General features: G+C 74.3%; 17 protein-coding genes. 9 read left to right on the top strand and 8 right to left on the bottom strand.

Features of this window, described 5'->3' with window-relative positions; translation table 11 throughout:
• Positions 1–46: 46 nt before the first annotated feature.
• Positions 47–208, bottom strand: coding sequence for a hypothetical protein (locus AB0F82_RS10920; RefSeq protein WP_356810830.1), 162 nt, complete (start codon positions 206–208; stop codon positions 47–49).
• A gap of 103 nt (positions 209–311) precedes the next feature.
• On the opposite strand from AB0F82_RS10920, the gene AB0F82_RS10915 reads away from it, so the two are divergent.
• Positions 312–1,481, top strand: coding sequence for a type ISP restriction/modification enzyme (locus AB0F82_RS10915; RefSeq protein WP_436842073.1), 1,170 nt, complete (start codon positions 312–314; stop codon positions 1,479–1,481).
• Between the two features lie 59 nt (positions 1,482–1,540).
• Here the strand turns inward: AB0F82_RS10915 and AB0F82_RS10910 are convergent, their stop codons facing one another.
• Entirely contained in the window at positions 1,541–2,266 is a 726-nt protein-coding gene (locus tag AB0F82_RS10910; RefSeq protein ID WP_356810829.1) for a TetR/AcrR family transcriptional regulator, read from the bottom strand.
• A gap of 73 nt (positions 2,267–2,339) precedes the next feature.
• Between AB0F82_RS10910 and AB0F82_RS10905 the strand changes: the two genes are divergently transcribed.
• From AB0F82_RS10905 to AB0F82_RS10895, 3 genes are all read left to right on the top strand, one after another.
• Complete coding sequence (locus AB0F82_RS10905) at positions 2,340–3,308, top strand: ATP-binding cassette domain-containing protein (protein ID WP_362625700.1); 969 nt, start codon at positions 2,340–2,342, stop codon at positions 3,306–3,308.
• Complete coding sequence (locus AB0F82_RS10900) at positions 3,305–4,093, top strand: ABC transporter permease (protein WP_362625698.1); 789 nt, start codon at positions 3,305–3,307, stop codon at positions 4,091–4,093. Before AB0F82_RS10905 ends, AB0F82_RS10900 begins: the two co-directional genes overlap by 4 nt.
• An 82-nt stretch (positions 4,094–4,175) precedes the next feature.
• Positions 4,176–5,372: a CaiB/BaiF CoA transferase family protein gene (locus AB0F82_RS10895; RefSeq protein WP_362625696.1), complete on the top strand. Its 1,197-nt coding sequence runs from the start codon at positions 4,176–4,178 to the stop codon at positions 5,370–5,372.
• Between the two features lie 52 nt (positions 5,373–5,424).
• Here AB0F82_RS10895 and AB0F82_RS10890 read toward each other — a convergent pair whose 3' ends face one another.
• Positions 5,425–5,694 (bottom strand): hypothetical protein, encoded by a 270-nt coding sequence (locus AB0F82_RS10890; RefSeq protein WP_356810825.1) that lies wholly within the window; start codon positions 5,692–5,694, stop codon positions 5,425–5,427.
• A gap of 290 nt (positions 5,695–5,984) precedes the next feature.
• Here AB0F82_RS10890 and AB0F82_RS10885 point away from each other — a divergent pair, with 290 nt between their 5' ends.
• Positions 5,985–7,751 carry a serine/threonine-protein kinase gene (locus AB0F82_RS10885; RefSeq protein WP_362625694.1) on the top strand — a complete coding sequence of 589 codons (1,767 nt, stop codon included), beginning with the start codon at positions 5,985–5,987 and terminating at the stop codon, positions 7,749–7,751.
• On the opposite strand, the gene AB0F82_RS10880 is transcribed toward AB0F82_RS10885, so the two are convergent.
• Positions 7,721–8,524: an SGNH/GDSL hydrolase family protein gene (locus AB0F82_RS10880; protein ID WP_362626106.1), complete on the bottom strand. Its 804-nt coding sequence runs from the start codon at positions 8,522–8,524 to the stop codon at positions 7,721–7,723. The two genes, AB0F82_RS10885 and AB0F82_RS10880, sit on opposite strands and share 31 nt — an antisense overlap.
• A gap of 170 nt (positions 8,525–8,694) precedes the next feature.
• Between AB0F82_RS10880 and AB0F82_RS10875 the strand changes: the two genes are divergently transcribed.
• Complete coding sequence (locus tag AB0F82_RS10875; RefSeq protein WP_390079158.1) at positions 8,695–9,825, top strand: DUF5925 domain-containing protein; 1,131 nt, start codon at positions 8,695–8,697, stop codon at positions 9,823–9,825.
• Positions 9,826–9,977: 152 nt separating this feature from the next.
• Here the strand turns inward: AB0F82_RS10875 and AB0F82_RS10870 are convergent, their stop codons facing one another.
• Complete coding sequence (locus tag AB0F82_RS10870) at positions 9,978–10,367, bottom strand: GntR family transcriptional regulator (RefSeq protein ID WP_362625692.1); 390 nt, start codon at positions 10,365–10,367, stop codon at positions 9,978–9,980.
• A gap of 71 nt (positions 10,368–10,438) precedes the next feature.
• Here AB0F82_RS10870 and AB0F82_RS10865 point away from each other — a divergent pair, with 71 nt between their 5' ends.
• The 3 genes from AB0F82_RS10865 (at position 10,439) to AB0F82_RS10855 (ending at position 13,198) form a co-directional block, all read left to right on the top strand.
• Positions 10,439–11,392, top strand: a complete 954-nt coding sequence (locus AB0F82_RS10865) for a GNAT family N-acetyltransferase (protein ID WP_362625690.1) — start codon at positions 10,439–10,441, stop codon at positions 11,390–11,392.
• Positions 11,377–11,859 (top strand): DUF402 domain-containing protein, encoded by a 483-nt coding sequence (locus tag AB0F82_RS10860; RefSeq protein WP_362625688.1) that lies wholly within the window; start codon positions 11,377–11,379, stop codon positions 11,857–11,859. The genes AB0F82_RS10865 and AB0F82_RS10860 overlap by 16 nt, the downstream gene beginning before the upstream one ends.
• A 232-nt stretch (positions 11,860–12,091) precedes the next feature.
• A complete protein-coding gene (locus tag AB0F82_RS10855) occupies positions 12,092–13,198 on the top strand; it encodes a lytic polysaccharide monooxygenase auxiliary activity family 9 protein (protein ID WP_362625686.1) in 1,107 nt (368 codons plus the stop codon).
• Positions 13,199–13,241: 43 nt separating this feature from the next.
• Here AB0F82_RS10855 and AB0F82_RS10850 read toward each other — a convergent pair whose 3' ends face one another.
• The 3 genes from AB0F82_RS10850 to AB0F82_RS10840 all read right to left on the bottom strand — a co-directional run bounded on the left by AB0F82_RS10850 (position 13,242) and on the right by AB0F82_RS10840 (position 18,803).
• On the bottom strand, positions 13,242–14,102 hold the full coding sequence (locus AB0F82_RS10850) for an esterase/lipase family protein (RefSeq protein WP_356815829.1): 861 nt from the start codon (positions 14,100–14,102) through the stop codon (positions 13,242–13,244).
• Between the two features lie 154 nt (positions 14,103–14,256).
• Positions 14,257–15,261, bottom strand: a complete 1,005-nt coding sequence (locus tag AB0F82_RS10845; RefSeq protein ID WP_362625684.1) for a DNA polymerase Y family protein — start codon at positions 15,259–15,261, stop codon at positions 14,257–14,259.
• A complete protein-coding gene (locus tag AB0F82_RS10840) occupies positions 15,258–18,803 on the bottom strand; it encodes a DNA polymerase III subunit alpha (RefSeq protein ID WP_362625682.1) in 3,546 nt (1,181 codons plus the stop codon). The genes AB0F82_RS10845 and AB0F82_RS10840 overlap by 4 nt, the downstream gene beginning before the upstream one ends.
• Positions 18,804–19,273 lie beyond the last annotated feature (470 nt).

Here is a 19,273-nt window from a genome sequence, read left to right as displayed (position 1 = left end):
TGACCGCCGTACTGCCCGCGCCGGCCGGCCGCGTCACCCCGTCGTTTCACTTCTTCTCGTCGTCGCCGGTCCGCTCGCCCTCGGCCTGAGAGGGCGTGGTCCGCGTCGTCTGCGGGTGGAGCTGCTTGCGCTGGGTCTCGTCCATGTCCTCGTCGAGGCGTTCGCCCTCGGCCTGGGACGGAGTCGAGTATTCGTCGTACTGGCTCATGACCGTCTCCTCGGTCGATACCGTACGTATCCATATATAAGCAGCGTAGCTCTTCGGCCTGGGCGCAGCCCGGGCATCGGAGCCCGTCGCTACCATCGGCGGCGTGAGCGCTGACACACCGCAGCCGGACCCGCTGCTGGACGATCTGATGCCCTGGGCCGTGGGCGGCCTGCGCCTGGGCCGGGACTGGGTGGCCGCGCCCGATCCGGCGGCCCTGCGCACCCGCTGGTCCGTCCTGGCCGGCGCCGAAGGGGCCGAGCGGGACCGGCTGTTCCGCCCGAGCCGCAGCCGCACGCCCACCGCCCCGGCGGCCGCCCTGCCCGGGCAGCGCTCGGCGGGGACGGCACGTTTCGCCGACGCTCCCGGCCCCTGCCCCGACCCGGTACGGGTACTGCGCGAGCCCTTCGACGAGCAGTGGCTCCTGCCCGACCAGCGGCTGATCGACACCGCCCGCCCGGAGCTGTGGCGGGTCCTCGACGAGCACCAGCTGTTCCTCGTGGAGTCCCCGGAGCCGCTGGTCACCGCGCACCTCCCGGCCGGCCGGCTCGGCCGGATCCGCCCCCTGCACCGGCGCCCGGGCGGCGGCGAGCCGAATCTCGCCCCCGGTCTGCTGCCGCTGCTGGGCGAGCGCCACGGCGGCCGGGTGACCCCGCAGGACGTCCTGTGCTGGATCCTGGCGGCCGCCCGGCCCGGGCCGCGGGGGTACGAGGTCCCGCTCGCCGCCGATTCAGGGCGCTGGCGGGCCGGGCTGGAGCTGGGGCACCGGTTGCTCACCGTCCAGCTGCGCGGGGCGCGCGGCGGGGAGGCGCCGCGGCTGCCCGGCGGACGCCGCCCGTACGTCCGCTCCGCGGTCGGGGGGTGGCCGGGCGGGATCACGTACGACGCGGAGACCGAGACGCTGGCGCTGGGGAGCGGAACGGTCTCCCCGGTGCCGACCGGGGCGTGGGAGTACGAGGTGCAGGGCGTGCGCGTGCTGGAGAGCTGGTTCGCCGCGCGTACGGCGCACCGCGGTCCGGAGGCGGACGGCCTGGCGGCGCTGGGCCCCGCCGAGTGGCCGCAGAGCTGGACCTCGGAGCTGCTCGCGCTGGTGACCACGCTGGCCCTGCTGGCCGAACTGGCCCCGGAGCGGGCCGCGTTCGAGCCCGGCCCGAGCCTGTCGGCCGCGGAGCTGCGCGCGGCCGGGGTGCTGCCGCCGCCGGCGTGGAGCCGGCGCCCCGCTTCGGTTCTGGACCACCAGGAGGAGGGCCCGGGCGGCCAGTTCGCCCTGCTCTGACCGGCCGGACCCCGGGCCGCCGGCCCCGGCCCCGGCCGCCGACCCCGGCCGGACACCCCCTACGCCCCCCAGGCGCCCAGCAGCCGGGACACCGAGCGGTCGAAGACCGCGGCCATGTCCAGGCCGGCGCCGGGGACCGGGCCGGTACCCGAGACGGCCGCCGCCAGCCGCGGGTACTCGCCCGAGGCGAGGCGGGAGCCGAGCCAGGCCGTCCGTACGCCCTGCTCCTCGTCCTCGCTCCAGGGCAGCGCGCGGGCCCGCTCGGCCAGGGCCAGCTCCCCGGCCACGTACGTGGCGACGGTGCCGTTGACGGCGGCCACGAGTTCCAGCTTCTCGGCGTCGGGCACGTCCAGCGGCGCCAGGCACTCCAGGCTGTGCTCCAGGTAGCGCAGGGCGTTCGGGCTGAAGCCGTACACGGGGCTCAGCAGGCGCGGCAGCCACGGGTGGCGGTGCATCAGCGCCCGTGTCTGGCGGGCGAGGGCCAGCAGGTCGGCCCGCCAGTCGCCGGTCGGCGCGGTGAACTCGTACTCCCCGCTGACCGCGTCGACCATCAGCTCGTAGAGCTCCTCCTTGCGCGGCACGTAGTTGTAGAGGGACATGGTCCCCGCGCCGATCCCGGCGGCGACGCGCCGCATGGACACGGCCTCGATCCCCTCGGCATCGGCGATCCGCACCGCCTCGGCCGCGATCGACTCGCGGCTGTGCGCGGGCCTGGGGCCGCGGCCGGCCCGCTGGGGGCGGGACCAGATCACTTCGGGTTCAGCGGGTCGCCCGCCGGCTGTCATCGCTCAGATCACCTCGTCGTCTCGACACCATCTTAGTTACGTACGCCGTACGTAATGAGGTACGGTGGCGCGCATGACTACTACGTACGCCGTACTTAGTGAGGGTCTGGAGAAGACCTACGGCCGGATCCATGCCCTGCGCGGGCTCGACCTCGCCGTTCCCGAGGGCTCGGTCTGCGGACTCCTCGGCCCCAACGGTGCGGGCAAGACCACCGCCGTCCGGATCCTGACCACCCTCACCGAGCCCACCGCCGGCCGCGCCCTCGTCGCCGGCCACGACGTCACCCGCGACCCGGCGGCGGTCCGCCGGGCCATCGGCGTGACCGGCCAGTACGCCTCCGTGGACGGGGACCTGACGGGCCGGGAGAACCTGCGGCTGTTCGCGCGGCTCGCCGGACTGCGCGGCTCGCAGGCCCGCTCCCGCGCCGACGGGCTGATGGAGCGCTTCGGGCTCGGCGAGGCCGCCGACCGGGTGGCCTCCACCTGGTCCGGCGGCATGCGGCGGCGTCTGGACCTGGCCGCCGGGCTCGTCACCCGCCCCCGGGTGCTCTTCCTCGACGAGCCCACCACCGGCCTGGACCCGGCCGCCCGCGAGCACATCTGGACCGCGGTCCGCGCCCTCGCCGAGGAGGGCACCACGGTGCTGCTCACCACCCAGTACCTGGAGGAGGCAGACCGGCTGGCCGACGACGTCGTGGTCGTCTCCGAGGGCCGGGTCCTCGCCGGCGGCACCCCGGCCCGCCTCAAGGCCCTGATCGGGTCCCGCGCCGAGGTCGCCGTCACCGCGCGGGAGGAACTCGCCGGCGCCGCCGCCGTACTCGACCGGCTCACCGGTGCCCGGCCCGTGCTCGACGAGGAACGGCTGACGGTCGGCGTGACCGTCGTCGACGGCGGGATCACCCTGCCGCGGATCATCCGCGAACTCGACACCGCCGGCGTCCCGGTCACCGACGCGCGGCTGCGCCCGCCCACCCTCGACGAGGTGTTCCTCCGCGTCACGCGGGCCGGGACCGCCCGCCCGGAACAGGAGTCCGCCGCATGAGCACCCTGCTGTACGACGGCGCCGCCGTCCTCACCCGCCAGCTCCAGAAGGCCCGCCACGCACCGGCGCTCCTGATCCTCACCCAGACCATGCCGATCACGATGCTGCTCTTCTTCGGCTACGTCTTCGGCAGCGCGCTCGCCATGCCCGGCGCCGAGTACCGGGAGTTCCTGGTACCGGGCCTGCTCGCCGCCACGGCCGCGAACGGCCTGATGGCCGGCATGTTCACGGCCGCGCAGGACGCCCACCGCGGGGTGACGGACCGCTTCCGCACCCTGCCGATGAGCCGGACCGCCGTCCCGCTCGGGCAGACCGCCGCCGACCTGCTCACCACCGGCGTGTCGATGGTGCCGCTGATGCTGGTGGGAGTGGCGATGGGCTGGCGGATCGAGAACGGCCTGCCCGGCGCGCTCGGCGCCCTGGGCGTGCTGCTGCTGTTCCGCTTCGCCACCGCCTGGGTGGGCACGTACCTCGGTCTGCTCAGCCGCAGCGAGGAGGCGGCAGGGCAGCTGGGCGGCGCCACCTTCGTCCTGCCGATGCTGTCCAGCGCCTACCTGCCGACGGCGGGCCTGCCCGGATGGCTGCGCACGGCCGCCGAGTGGAACCCGATCAGCTCCGTCGCCACCGCCGTGCGCGAACTGTGCGGGAACGCCGGGGCGCAGGCCGGGTCGGGTGCCGCCTGGCCCGTCGCCCATCCGGTGGCCGGGGCGCTGCTGTGGTCGGTGGTGCTCCTCGTGGTGTTCGTGCCGCCGGCCACGCGGAGGTTCGGGCGCGGCGGAGCCTGACGCGGGTCCTCATAGGCGATCAACGGCGCATATCGCCCTCCGAGTGGTGACAGACCCCCGCCCACCCGGTAGGCAGGGCCTCATGACCACCGAACCGCTGCCCCTGGACGGCATCACCGTCGTCGCCGTCGAACAGGCCGTCTCGGCCCCCTTCGCCACCCGCCAGCTCGCCGACCTCGGCGCCAGGGTGATCAAGGTCGAGCGTCCGGACGGCGGCGACTTCGCCCGCGGCTACGACACCGCCGCGCACGGTCTCGCCTCGCATTTCGTGTGGGCCAACCGGGGAAAGGAGTCGATCGCGCTCGACCTGAAGGACCCGCGCGGCCGTGAGGTGCTGCACGGCCTGCTGGCCGGCGCGGACGTGTTCGTGCAGAACCTCGCGCAGGGGGCCGCCGCCCGCCTCGGACTCGACTCGGCCGCGCTGTGCGCCCGCTACCCGCGGCTGGTCGCCGTGGACGTGTCCGGCTACGGCGCGGCGGGCCCGTACGCCCACAAGCGGGCCTACGACATGCTCGTGCAGTGCGAGGCGGGGCTGGTGTCGGTGACGGGCACCCCGGAGCAGCCCGTCAAGGCGGGGATCCCGGCGGCCGACATCGCGGCGGCCATGTACGCCTTCTCGGGGGTACTGGCCGCGCTGCTGCGCCGCGCAGTCACCGGGCGCGGTGGCAGGGTGGAGGTGTCCATGCTGGACGCGCTCGCCGAGTGGATGGGGCATCCGCTGCACCACACGATGCACGGCGGGGAGCAGCCCGTGCGCACCGGTCTGGCGCATGCGGTGATCGCCCCGTACGACGCCTACACGACGGCGGACGGGAACCGGGTGCTGCTGTCGGTGCAGAACGACCGCGAGTGGCGGCGGCTGGCACAACAGGTGCTGCTACGGCCCGAGTTGGCCGAGGATCCGGCGTACGCGACGAACACGGCGCGCACCGGGAACAGGGAGAGGACCGACGCGGTCGTGGCGGAGGCGCTGGGCCGGCTGAACGCGGACGAGGCGATCGGACGCCTGGAGGCCGCGGGCATCGCCTGCGCACGGCTGAACTCGGTGGCCCAACTGGCCGGGCATCCGCAGCTCGCGGCCCGGGACCGGTGGCGCGAGGTGGGATCGCCGGTGGGCCCGCTGCGGGCCCTGCTGCCGCCGATCGGGCTGCCGGACGGCGCGGCACCGCACATGGGTGCGGTGCCCGCGCTGGGTGAGCACACCGACGACCTCTTGCACGCCCTGGGGATGGCGGGCGCACGGATCTCGGAACTGCGCCGGGACGGTGTGATCGCGTAGGGCCGGGTGGCCGGAGGCCGGGAAAGGCGAACGGCCGCGGGTGCGGGGTCTGTTACGAGCGGCGGCTGCCGAAGAGCGTGCGACGCAGACGGCGCAGCGGCGCGAAGAGCGAGACGCGCGCGCTCCGGCTCCGCAGACGGTGCGTGTGGTCGCGGGAGGTGAGCTCGCGCATCAGCAGCGTCGCCTCCGCGGCCTCCCGGTGCGGGACGGCGGGTCCGCCCAGCACGGCGAGGTGGCGGTCGAGGCGCGAGCTGGTCGCACTGCTGCCGCAGTTGATGGCAGGCACGCGGGGCGGCCTGCTGCGCATTGCTATCTGTTCCATGATCTCTCCCCACCCGTACGAGGGCACCCGGCCCGGGCAGGTTAACCCTATCGCCCCCGCGTCGCGCGCGGGTATCCCGGTGGTGTGAATTACCCCTGTGGCGACGGGGAGTTGACGATTACTCAGCGGAGTCGACAGTTACTCTCCGCACAGGAACGGGCACGAAAATCACGCTCCGGAAGAGCTCGGCGCGAGTCTCGTCACGACAGGGGCCGCGCGACGCACACTGCGCTAACTTGGAGTGACTGATCGATGACACATGGGCGCACAGAAGCATTCGGGGGGCTCGCGTGAGTGAGGAAGCCAACTCCGAACGTGTCGTCTCGGGCCGCTACCGGTTGCTGGAGCAGATCGGCCGCGGCGGGATGGGCGTGGTGTGGCGGGCCCGGGACGAGGTGCTGGCCCGCGACGTGGCCGTCAAGGAGGTGCGCGCACCGGCCGGGCTGGACACCGCCGAACTGCAGCGTATGTACCGGCGGCTGGAGCGGGAGGCGTGGGCCGCCGCCAGGGTCTCGCACCGCGGGGCCGTCACGGTGTACGACGTGGCCTCCGAGGACGGCCGGCCCTGGATCGTGATGGAGCTCGTGCGCGGGCTGTCGCTGGCGGACGTTCTGGAGGCCGAGGGGCCGATGGCCCCGCAGCGCGCCGCACACATCGGCGAGCAGGTCCTGGCCGCACTGCGGTCCGCCCACGACTCGGGGGTGCTGCACCGGGACGTGAAACCGGCGAACGTGCTGATCGCCAACGACGGCCGGGTCGTGCTCAGCGACTTCGGGATCGCGAGCCTGGAGGGCTCCTCGGCCGTCACCATGACGGGCGAAGTGGTGGGCTCCCCCGAATTCGTGGCGCCGGAACGGGCGTTGGGGCGTGAACCGGGCCCCGGATCGGACCTGTGGTCGCTCGGCGTCATGCTCTACGCCTGCGTCGAGGGGGTCACGCCGTTCCGGCGGGCCACCCCGCTGGACACGCTGCGGGCCGTGGCGGACGAGGAGCCGCCCCCGGCGCGCCGGGCCGGTCCGCTGGAGCCCGTACTGGAGGGGCTGCTGCGCAAGGACCCCGCGGAGCGCCTGGACGCGGCGGAGGCGGCCCGGATCCTGCGGGTGGTGGGCGCGGGCGGTGCCGTGCGGGCGTCCGCCGGGCCGGTGTCGGGACCGGACGCGCCGATGCCCTCGGCCCGCCAGGGGCACGAACCGCGGGGCGGCGCCGGGCCGTACGGGCCGCAGGCGCCACCGACCCCCGTACGCGGGCCGGTGACGGCGGGCGGCCCGGTGCCCTCGGCCGGGCCCGGGGAGGGCCGGGGCGCGGCCGGGCCGGTGCTCGCCGTCGGGATCGCGCTGCTGCTGCTCGCCCTGGCCGCGTTGGGCTGGGTCCTGCTCAAGGACCTCGGGGACGCGGACGGGCGCGGTGGGAGCGGGGGCGCGCCGACGGGCCCGGCGGCCACGGCACCGGCCGCCACCACGGCTCCCGCGTCCGGCGCGCCGACCTCCGCGTCCGCGTCGCCCTCGGCTCCGGCCTCGCCCGGCGCGGGCGGGCACGTCTCGGTGTACGTCGACGCGGTGCGCACCAGGTACACCGGGAGCTGTCCGCCGCCCGTCGGGAGCGCACCGTCCTTCACCGCGACCGTCGAGGTGGAGAGCGTCCCCGTGGCGCTGGAGTACCGCTGGGCCACGCGGAGCGGGCGGACCTCCGGGCCCGGTTGGCAGTCCGTGACGTACGAGGCGGCCGGGCCGAAGAGCCGGCGGCTGGAGCACACCGAGCTGACGCACGTGCCCGGCACGGCCTTCGAGGACGCGGTCAGGCTGGAGGTGCGGGGAACGGCGGAGGTCGCCACCGAGTGGGTGGCGACCTCCGTGACGTGCGAGGAGGCGACCCCGACGGGCGGGGCCTCCTCCCCCGGCGCGAGCCCGTCACCGGAGCCGCCGGAGCCGCCGAGTTCGCCGGGGCCGCCGGGGTCGCCGGGGTCGCCGGGGCCGCCGGGGCCGCCGGCGGCCGGTCCGGCGGCGACCCCGGAGGACGGCGGGCCGGATCAGGCCGCGTTGGTGAGGACGGGCAGGTAGCCGCCGGACTGTCCGGAGGCGGTCGGGTGGTAGGACTCGGCGATGTTCAGCCAGTTGACGCTGTGCAGCCACGGGCTGCCGGAGCAGATCTCGTGGCCCGTGAAGGCGCCGGCGACGGAGGCGAAGGTGAAACCGTGGTCCGCGGCGCGTTTGGCGATGGCGGCGTTGAGGTGGTCGGCGGCGCCGTTGATGGCGGCGCGCTCACCCTCGGTCAGGCCGGTGGTGCAGGCGCCGTTCAGCTTGTAGAAGCGGGGATAGCCGAGGACGACGACGCGGGCGGCGGGTGCCCGGCTGTCGATGGCGTCGTAGACCTGGTCGAGCCGGCCGGGGAGGGTGGAGTCCACGTAGGCCTTGGCCTGGTTCACACGGTTGACGCAGGTGGATTCGGACTGGAGCACACAGGTCGTCATGACGTCGGAGAATCCGGCGTCGTTGCCGCCGATGGTGATGCTGACCAGGTCGGTCCCGGAGTTGAGGGGACCGAGCTGGCCCGAGAGCACATCACCCGTACGGGCGCCGGAGCAGGCGGTGAAGGCGAAGGTCTGGGGGGAGTGGGCCGCGGCCCAGAGGGCGGGGTAGGCGCGGGTGGTGCGCTTGCAGTTGCCGCTCGCGCCGTCGTAGTTGCCGGCACCGAGTCCGGACGAGTACGAGTCGCCGAGGGCGACGTAGCCGAAGTCGGCCTGGGCGGCGGCCGCCTGGCCGGCGCCGAACAGCGCGGCGCTCGCGGCGAGTAAGAGGGAGGAGGTCAGGGCAGCGAAGCGCGACATTCTCATGCTCATGTGTGCGGCTCCTTGTGGGGGTTACTCCTGAGTTGTTGGTACAAGCAGCCGGGGGTTGTCGGAAGTGTCCATGCCAAGAATGTTCGGAGTGGAGTTGCGGCCCGAATCTTCACGCCCCCCTGCGTTTGGAGGGGGAACTTGGCACCCGATCCGGCGAAACACGGGTGCACGAGGGCACCTCGTGCCGGATCATGGGCGCCATGCCAGCCAACCCGCATGACGCGCTGCCGATCCGGCTCAACGTCGACGACAGCGATTCACCGTCGGACGTCGTCGACGCGCTGTTCCTCGGCCGGTTCGCCTCGGGCGAGCAGCCCTACTCGCACAGCGTGTCGATCGAGCGGGTCAAGGTGGAGGCGACCCTCCTGCCGCCGGAGGCCACGGTGTTGCGCTCGGCGCGCGACAGCGACCGCAGCGCCACCCTCGCCGAGGGCGAGGGCTGGACGATGCTCGTCTCCCGGTGGAGCCGGGGCGCGGACGTCACCGTGACGGCCGTCAGCGACGAGCTCGCCGCCGGCGTGCTCGGCCGGGCCACCGAGGGCGTGCAGGACGAGCCGGAACCGCAGCCCGAGAACGTCACGATGGGCTTCTGGTACGTCTCCCCGCGCCGCGGCCCGTACCGGACGACCCGCCAGATCGCCGCGGGAACCTGGGCGGAGGTACGGCCCAACTACACCGCGCCGGTCGCCGCGGCCATGGACCGGCTGATGAAGGTGACCCCGGACGACATCGCGGGCCGGCTGCTCCTGCTGCACGGCCCGCCGGGCACGGGCAAGACCTCTGCCCTGCGCACGCTGGCCCGGTCCTGGCGGGACTGGTGCCAGGTGGACTGCGTCCTGGACCCGGAGCGGCTGTTCAACGACGTCGGCTACCTGATGGACATCGCGATCGGCGAGGACGAGGGCACGGCGAAGGGCCGCTGGCGGCTCCTGCTGCTGGAGGACTGCGACGAGCTGATCCGCGGCGAGGCCCGGCACACGGCGGGCCAGGCGCTGTCGCGGCTGCTGAACCTGACGGACGGCCTGCTGGGGCAGGGCCGCAACGTCCTGGTCGGCGTGACGACCAACGAGGACCTGGAACGGCTCCACCCGGCGGTGGTCCGCCCCGGGCGCTGCCTGGCCCGTATCGAGGTCGGCCGGCTGACCCACGGGGAGGCGGTGGACTGGCTGGGCACCGAGGAGGGCGTCCCGCGCGAGGGCGCCACCCTGGCGGAGCTCTTCGCCCTACGCCGCGGCACGGGCCCGGCGGCGGTCCTGCCACCGCAGTCCCACTCGGAGGCGGGGCTCTACCTCTAGGTCGTGTCGCCAAAGGGGCAGGCTCCCCGGACCGATCGAGGCGCGGGGCCGGGGGCGGAGCCCCCGCAGGCCGGGCCTCGGCAGGCCGGGCCTCGGCGAGCCGGGCAGGTTTCCGCCGGACCGCGGGCCCGCCGGGGCGGGGCGGCAGGCGGCTACTTCGCGGCGAACCGGGCCCGGAGGGCGGCGGTGGCGGAGGCGATCGCCTCCGCCTCCGTCAGCCCCAGCCGGTGCGCCCGCTCCGCGAACGCCTGCGCGGCCGACGCGGCCTCACGCGCCGCGCCCTCCCCCGCCGCCGCGACGAAGGTCCCGTTGCGGCCGCGCGTCTCGATCACCCCGTCGGCCTCCAGCGCACGGTAGGCCTTCGCGACGGTGTTGGCGGCCAGCCCCAGTTCCTCCGCCAGCCCCCGTACCGTCGGCAGTTTGAAGCCGGCCGGCAGCTTCCCCGACCGGGCCCGGGCGGCGATCTGCGCGCGCAGCTGTTCGTACGGGGCGGCCGACCCGGCCGAGCCGTCGATGGCGATCTTCAGGTTCGTCGAGCTCACGGGGGTGATTGTCCACCATCGCCGGTTAATTGGGAGGCGCCGGGCGCGCGTGCGCCCGTAGCGTCTGCCGCATGACTGTTCTGATCCGCGATCTCCGTCCGGGTGACCTCCGTGACGTGGAGTCGGTGGTACGGGTACGCCGCGCGGCCCTGCCGTTCCTGATCACCAGTGCCGTGGACGTGGCCTTCGAGCTCTCCGGCGCCCACCCCGCCCGGCACCACCGGGTCCTCGTCGCCGAGACCCAGGACGGCGAGGTCGTCGGCAGCGCCCAGGTCGGCATCGCACACGACAGCCCCCGGCCGGGCCAGGGATACGTCAACGCGTACGTCGACCCCGCCCGCCGCGGCCTCGGCGCCGGCCGGCTCCTGCTGGGCGCGGCCGAGGAGCACCTGGCCGCCCGGGGCGCGGTGGACTCGTACGCCTGGGTGCTCGACGAGCCCGCGCACCGCGCCTTCGCCGAGCGGCACGGCTACCGGCCCGGCCGCTCGGCGCACTTCCTGCGCCTGGACCTGACGGCGGCCGCGCTGCCCGCGCTCCCGGACGCCCTTCCGGCCGGGGTGGAGCTGCGGCCCGCGACGGCCTTCGCCGCGGACCCGCGTCCGCTCTTCGCGATCGACGCTGAGTCGACGGCCGACGAACCGGGTGACGTGCCGGCCGATCTCGACGACTACGAGGACTGGCTGGCCCACATCTGGCACAACCCCTCCCTCGACAAGGAGCTGACGACCGTCGCCCTGGTCGACGGGCGGGCGGTGGCCTTCAGCGCAGCCCGGACCGACGGCGCCACCCGCTACGGCTCGGCGATGACCGGCACGCTGCGCGCCTTCCGGGGGCGCGGCCTGGCCAAACTCGCCAAGAACACCTCCCTGCACCGGGCCCGCGCGGCCGGGTACACCGAGGCGTTCACCGGCAACGACAGCGGCAACGAACCGATGCTCGCCATCAACCGGTGGTTCGGGTACGAGATCTGCGCGACCGAGACGCACTACACCAGGGAGCTGGGGAACCGGTGGCCGAGCAACTGACCGTCGTCCTGACCAAGGCCGGCCGGACCAAGATCCGCTATCCGGCGACGCAGGTCGCCGACGACGGCGACCGCATCTGCGTACGGGCACCCTGGGCGGCCGAGGGCGTACGGGACTTCGGCTTCGTCCGCTTCGAGCCGGGCGACGTGTTCGTCGAGCACTTCTGGCGGACCCGCTGGTACGCGGTCAAGGAGGTGCGCACGGGCGACGGCGCCCTGAAGGGCTGGTACTGCGACGTGACACGCCCGGCCCTGGTGCGGAGCGGGGAGATCCTCGTGGAGGACCTGGACCTCGATCTGTGGGTCTCGGCGGACGGGACGTACGTACTTCGGCTGGACGAGGACGAGTTCGCCGAGAGCGGCCTCGCGACGAGCGACCCGGAGGCGGCCGCCCAGGCCGTCCGCGCCCTGGACGCCCTGGACGACCAGGCCCGCTCCGAGCATGGCCTGGCCGCCCTCCTGCGGTAGAACGGCGTTTTCCCTGCGGGCCGGGTGCGGTTCCTGATGCCGCTCTTTCGCCTTCCTTAAGCGGACCCTAAGGATCCTCTCCTGGGGGGTGCCGGCGGCGAAAAGGCGTGGTCCGGGGGCTAGCTTGGCGGGGCCAGGACAGGAAGGGCCGGTCGTGGCGCCGCCGGGGGGCGGCGCCGCCGAGCCCCGATCCGCCGGCGCACCCCTGCCTTTGCCCGAAGGAGACCCACTCATGTCCGCACGCCGCCGCACCGTGACGCCGATCCGTATCGCCGCCGCCGGTCTCGCCCCGCTCGCGCTGGCCGCGTACGCCGCCGTTCCCGCGGCCGCCCACGGCTCGATGACGGACCCGGTCAGCAGGGTCGCGGCGTGCTACGCGGAGGGACCGGAGTCACCGAAGTCGGCGGCGTGCAAGGCTGCGGTCGCGTCGAGCGGGACACAGGCGTTCTACGACTGGAACGCCGTCAACATCGCCAACGCGGCCGGCAACCACCGGGCGCTGATCCCGAACGGCCAGCTGTGCTCGGCCGGCAACGACAAGTACCGGGGACTGGACCTGGCCCGCGCCGACTGGCCGGCCAGCCCCCTGTCCGCCGGCCCGCACACCTTCCGCTACAAGGGCACGGCCCCGCACAAGGGCTCCTTCGAGCTGTACGTGACGAAGGACGGCTACGACCCGGCGAAGCCGCTGAAGTGGTCCGACCTGGAGCCCGCGCCGTTCGCGAAGGCCACCGACCCGGGCATGCAGAACGGCGACTACGTCTTCTCCGGGACCGTCCCCGACAAGTCCGGCCGCCACCTGATCTACAGCATCTGGCAGCGCTCCGACAGTCCGGAGGCCTTCTACACCTGCTCGGACGTGGTCTTCGGCAAGGACAACGGCGGCAATGGGGGCAACGGAGGCAATGGCGGTACGGGCGCCTCGCCGAGCACCAGGCCCAGCACCGGTGGTGGGAACGGCAACGGCAACGGGTCCAAGCCGTCCGACAAACCTTCCGCCCCGACCGACCAGCAGATCGCCGACGGCGCCGGCAAGTCCTCGGTGGAGCACCACGGCCACGGCGACAACGACCCGAAGACGAACGGCGCGGCCGGAGCCCCGCTCGCCTCCCCGTCCTCGCCGTCCTCCGCGGACTCGTCGGACTCCGCGGGCTCGGCGGGCTCGGCGGGCTCGGCGGGCTCGGGCACCCCGGCCGGCGGCAACCTGGCGGAGACCGGTGGCAACAGTGCCACCCCGTCCATCGCCATCACCGGGGCCGGCGCACTGGCCATCGGCGCGGCCGTGCTGTTCGCGATGGCCCGCCGCCGTGCGACGGCGACGGGCCGGCACGGTCGCTAGCCGGTAGGAACCTTCACACCGGGCGGACCGCCCGCGCCCCGGGTCAGTCGAAGACCGAGGCGCAGGTGGTCCGTTCGGCATGGGCCGGGTCGAGGGCGTTGACCGCCTCGTGCCAGGCGATCCGGTCGGTGAGCCCGATGGTGACGTGCTCCGAGAGGTCCAGGAAGCACAGGTCCTGGAGCACGACGTTGCGGACGTTCGGCCCCTCCAGGAAGCCGCTCCGGTAGGGGGTCACCACCTCGTCGTACTTGGTGGCGATCACCGTGTACTTCACCCCGGGCACGGTGTCGCCGCCTTCGTTGAGCTTCTGCAGGAAGGCGGAGCCGGCGATCTGGTCGGCGAGGCCGGGGGTCGCGCTGCTGATCAGGTCCTCGGCTCCGGGGAAGTACGGCAGGAGCTTGGTGAAGCCGAGCAGGGTCGTGCCGTGGTTGTCGGGGGCGAGCCCGACCAGCGCGTTCACCTTGGACGCGCCGCCGAGGAACTTCAGGTAGTAGCGCGGCATCATGCCGCCCTGCGAGTGCCCGACGATGTCGGTCTTGGACGCGCCGGTGGAGGCGAGCACCTTGTCGACGAAGACGTCGAGCTGTTCGGCGGACTTGTCGATGGGGCCGAGCCCGTTGAAGAGGGGCACGCCGGGCAGCTGGCCGTAGTCGAGCGAGTAGACGCAGTACCCGCGGTGCACGAGGTACGGGGCGAAGCCCAGCCAGTTGTCCCAGGAGTTGCCGAAGGTGCCGTGGACGAGGACGACGGGGCGCGGGTGCGCGGCGGACGGCTTGCAGGACCAGTCGTTCCAGCCGCTGCTGGGGGCGGATGCGGCCTGCGCTGCGCCGGTGGGGGCCACGAGTGCGGCGGCGGTGAGGGTGAGGACGGCCAGCGGGCGGAGCAGGCGTCTCCAGGGCAGCATCGTGTGATCTCCTTGCGGTCGACTCAAGGGGATGAGCGTGGGGGTTCGTCCCGTGATCCGGATCACAAGGGGGCTGCTGCCGCTAAATTACGTGTGAGTAGCAACACAGGGAAGTTACGCGTCGGTAAAAACTCGCGTGTCGTCCGATCGACCGTCAGGCGGCCAGCGTGCCACGGGCGATGACGTGCGGACCGAAGCGCGTACGGACCCGGTCGGTGACCGCTTCCAGGCGGCGGGCCTTCTCGTCCTCGGGGTCGAAACTGAGCTGCCGTACGGCCCGTTCGGCCGGGATCAGCTCCTCGGCCCGCAGGGACAGCGCACGGACCCGGGCCCGCTGCAGACCGAGGCCCTCGTACAGGGCGTAGGCCGTGGCGGTCAGGGCCGCGGAGTGCGCCGTGGGTTCGGCCAGGGTGCGGGTCCTGGTGAGCGTGGTGCGGTCGGCGCAGCGGACGGTGAGCGAGAGGACCCGGCACACCTGCCCGTCCTGTTGTGTACGAAGCTTCGCACCGAGCTCCTCCGTCAGCGAGAGCAGCGCCCGCCGGTGCCGTACGGGATCCAGCTCGTCCCGGTCGAAGAGCCGCTCGGCGGCGATGGCGCGGGCGGCCGCGCCCGGCCGGACGGGGGTCCGGTCGATCCCGAGGGCGCGCTCGTGCACCTCGCGGCCGAGCCGGGCGCCGAGGATCCGCCGCAGGGCGGCGGGCGGGGCGGCGGCGACCCGGCCGACGGAATCGAGGCCGTAGGAGCACAGGGTGCGGGCGGCCTTGGGCCCGACCCCGTCGAGCGCGGTGACGGGCTTGTCCGCCATGAATTGCCGTACGGCGGCGGGGTCTTCGGGGAGCACCAGGGTTTCCCCGGGCCCGGCCTCGCGGGCCGCCGCCCGGGCCAGCATGGGGTTGCCGGCCACGCCGACGGCGGCGTCCACGCCGTAGAGGGCGAGGGCCCGGACCCGGATCACCGCGGCGAGCCGGCGGGCGTCGCAGCCGAAGTAGCGCAGCGCGCCCCGGACATCGGCGACGGCGGCGTCGGGCGGCAGGGCCTGCACGGCAGGGGTGATCCCGCCGAGCAGAGCGAGCACCCCGGCGTACTCCCGCGCCCCGAGCGGCCCTCCGCCGGCGGGGTGCAGTCGCAGGCACATCACGGCCTTCCCGGTGGCGCTCATCCCGCGCTCCCCGGGCTGGAGTGCCACAGCTTGCGGCCGGTCGCGGGGCCGGTGCCGGGCGGCTGGAGGTCGGCCCAGGGGTTCATCTCGTACCCCGTGGACATGCGGATCGTGCGCCCGGGGGCCTTCGCCGCCGGCTCCCCGTCGCCCCCGCCCTCCCCTACGGCGACAAGTTCGCCGTCCTGCCCGCCGACCGGTTCGCCGGCCGGCTCGGCGAGGCGGGCCGCGACCGCGTCCAGGCCGCCCGCCGCCCGCAGTTCCACCAGCTCGGCCAGGTTCCACGCCGCCGCCCCGACCACGCTCAGGCTCTGCGGGCCCCTCCGCTGCACGACACCTCGTACCAGCAGCAGGAAGGAGTGGAAGACGGTGTGCGCGCACCGCTCGTGACTGTCCTCGAAGAAGGCCAGGTCGATCAGGCCCGTACCGTCGTCCAGCGTCGTGAAGACGACCCGCTTCCCGGACCGGATCGGCGGGGTCTGGGTGGCCGCCTTGGCCCCCGCGACCAGTACGGTCCGCCCGTGCTCGGTCTCCCGCAGCCGGCGCGCCGGGATCACTCCCAGCTCGGCCAGGAAGGCGTGGTGGTCGCCCATCAGGTGCCGCGAGGCGTCCATGCCGAGGACGCCCAGCTCGGCGCTGAGCCGTTCCGCGTCGCTCAGGTCGGGCAGCCCGACGGACGCCGTGGACCGGCCTCCCTCCAGCGGGAGTTGGGCACCGCGCGCACCCGCCGCGCGCTGCGCGCCGTGCAGTTCCGTCAAGTGCAGCAGCAGGTCGCGCCGGTTCGCGCCGAACGAGTCCAAGGCCCCCACTTGGGCGAGCCGTTCGGCGACCGGCCGTCCCGGACGGGCCCGGTCCCAGAAGTCGCGCAGGGAGGCGTAGGGCTGTCCGGACTCGATCCGGGCCGCTTCGGCCCCGCTGATGCCGTGGACGTCGGTGAGCCCCAGCCGCAGCCCCCACACCCCACCGGCATCGGACACCAGTTCGATGCGATGGGCGACCGCCGACCGGTTCACGTCCAGCGGCAGCACCGGCACGCCCCGCCGCCGCGCGTCCGCCAGCAGCAGCCGCTTCGGGTACATCCCCGGATCGTGGGTGAGCAGCCCGGCGTAGAAGGCCGCCGGGTGGTGCGCCTTCAGCCACGCCGACTGGTAGGTGGGCACGGCGAAGGCCACCGCGTGCGCCTTGCAGAAACCGTACGAGCCGAAGGCCTCCACGATCTCCCAGGTACGGGCGATCACCTCCACCGGATAGCCGCGTTCGGCCGCCCTCGCCGCGAACCAGACCTTGATCCGCGCCTGCGACGGCGGGTCGGACAGCCCGCGCCGCACGCGGTCCGCCTCGTCCCGCCCGCAGCCGGTCATGACGTCCACGATCTCGATGATCTGCTCGTGGAAGACCACCACCCCGTACGTCTCGCGCAGCGCGTCGGCCAGGTCCGGGTGGGGGAAGCGCACCGGCGCCCGCCCGTGCCGGGCCTCGATGAAGGGCCGCACCATGTCGGCGGCCACCGGCCCCGGGCGGAAGAGGGAGATGTCGACGACCAGGTCGTGGAAGGTGGCCGGCTGCAGCCGCCCCACCAGGTCCCGCTGGCCCGGCGACTCGATCTGGAAGCAGCCCAGCGTCTCGGCCGAGCGGATCAGCTCGTACGTGGCCCGGTCGCCCGGCGGCACCTGCGCCGGGTCGTCCAGGTCGAGCTCCCGCCCCGTGCCGCGCCGGATCTCCGCGACCGCGTGCGCCATCGCGGACTGCATCCGTACGCCGAGCACGTCCAGCTTGAGCAGTCCGAGCTCCTCCACGTCGTCCTTGTCGAACTGGGACATGGGGAAGCCCTCGCCGCTGGTGGGGACCACGGGCGTACGGGCGAGCAGCGAGGCGTCGGAGAGCAGCACCCCGCACGGGTGCATGGCGACCCCGCGCGGCAGTGCGTCCAGCGATTCGACGAGCTCCCACAGCCTTCCGTAGGACTCCCCGCGCACGTCGCGCAGTTCGGGGAGCTCCTGCAGCGCGGCGCGGGCGTCGCGGGCCCGGATGTGCGGGAAGGCCTTGGCGAGCCGGTCGGTGACGGCCGGGTCCATGGAGAGGGCGGCGCCGACGTCCCGGATGGCGTGGCGGACCCGGTAGGTCTCGGGCATGGAGACGGTGGCGACGCGGTCGGCGCCGAACCGGTCGATGATCCGCCGGTAGACCTCCAGCCGGCGGGCGGACTCCACGTCGATGTCGATGTCGGGCAGGACGCGCCGGCGCTTGGACAGGAAGCGCTCCATCAGCAGGCCGTGCTCGACGGGGTCGGCGTGCGCGATCCCGAGCAGGTGGTTGACGAGGGAGCCGGCGCCGGAGCCTCGGGCCGCCACCCGGATGCCCATCTTCCGTACGTCGTCCACCACCTGGGCGACCGTCAGGAAGTACGAGGCGAAGCCGTGGTGGGCGATGATGTCGAGCTCGTGGTGCATCCGCTCCCAGTAGGCGGGGTCGCCCGCGTAGCCGCGCAGCACCATGCCGGCGGAGGCCCGGGAGGCGAGGACCCGCTGGGCGCTGCGGTGGGCGGCGCCGACGAGCCGGGCCTCGGGGAAGTGCACGGAGCCCATGCCGAGGTCGTCCTCGGGGTCCACGCAGCAGGCCTCGGCGGTCTGCCGGGTCTGCGCGAGCAGGCGTCGGGCGTCGGCGGGGCCGAGGCCGGCCGCCCGGGCGATCAGGTCGGCGGCCTCGGCCATGGCGGCGGGGGCCTTGAGCCAGCGCTCGCCGGTGTCGAGGGGGCCCCGGCGGTCGATGGGGACCAGACGGCGTGCGGCGTCGAGGATGTCGGCGACCGGGCCCTGGCCGGGGTCGGCGTAGCGGACGGCGTTCGTGAGCACGGCCGGGACGCCCTGCTCGGCGGCGAAGCCGACGGTACGGGCGGCCAGCCGCAGCGAGCCGGGGCCGGTGCCGGTGCGGCCGTGGTGGACGGCCTCCAGGCGCAGGGAGTCGCCGTAGATCTCCCGCCAGGGCGCGAGCAGCCGGGCGGCCCGGTCGGGACGGCCCGCCGCGAGCGCCCGCCCCACCTCGGAGCCGGGGCCCAGGAGGACGAAGACGCCTTCCCCGCGCAGGGCGTCCCAGGGGACGAGCGGGACCTCGGCGGCCGTCGCGTGGGCGGCGGTGACCATCCGGCACAGCTCGGCCCAGCCGGCGGCCCCGTCCCGGGCCAGGAAGACGGCCCGCGCGGCGGACTCGTCCAGGAAGGCCCCGCCCTTGACGGGGGTGCGCCGCCGGTACGAGGCCTCGCCCGGACCGCCGCCCGCGGCGGACGCGGTCGAGCCCCCCGGCCCGGCCGAGCCCGCCGCGGGGGACCCGGCGGGCGACACCGCCATGTCCACGCCGAACAGCGGCCGGATGCCCGCCTGTGCCGCCGCCTTCGCGAACCGGACCGCGCCCGCGAGGGTGTCGCGGTCGGTCAGGGCGAGGGCGTCCATGCCCCGCTCGGCGGCACGCTCCGCCAGCCGTTCCGGGTGCGATCCTCCGTAGCGCACGGAGAACCCCGAAACGGTGTGCAGATGCGTAAAACCAGGCACCCGCGGCCTCCTGCTTCGCTCGTAGAACACCACCCCCGCTCTCCACCATAGAGCAATTCGAATATCCGTGCGAAACACTTGTTCGATCGACCGAGGTCCCCCGTCCGGCCCGCCCCTGCTGCGGCCAGCACGCCGAGCGTGTCGTCCTACGGACCGGTTCGCGGGGCGGGATCCGGGCACGGTGGGGGCCGGTCCGCGGGCCGGGCAGGGGTGTCTCCTCGGCTCGGCGCGTACGGGGTGTCGCGGTTGTGCCCGGTGGTTGCGCGCTCGTCCTGCGGGGACACCCCTCCCCGCCCCCGCTCCCCACGCGTCGGGCCCGCTCCGGGAACCGCCGAGTCGGCCGGGGCGTTTTCGGGCACTGTCGGAGCCCTGCCATGGGGCGGGGACACGGCGGAGTGTCCCCGCAGGACGAGGCGCGACCACCGGGTACCACCGCGACATGCCCGCGGGCGCCGAGCCGAGGAGACACT

Origin of the sequence: Streptomyces virginiae (genome assembly GCF_040638905.1) — a bacterium.
GTDB classification, from domain to species: Bacteria; Actinomycetota; Actinomycetes; order Streptomycetales; family Streptomycetaceae; genus Streptomyces; species Streptomyces virginiae_B.
This window is presented reverse-complemented; position numbering and strand designations above follow the sequence as displayed.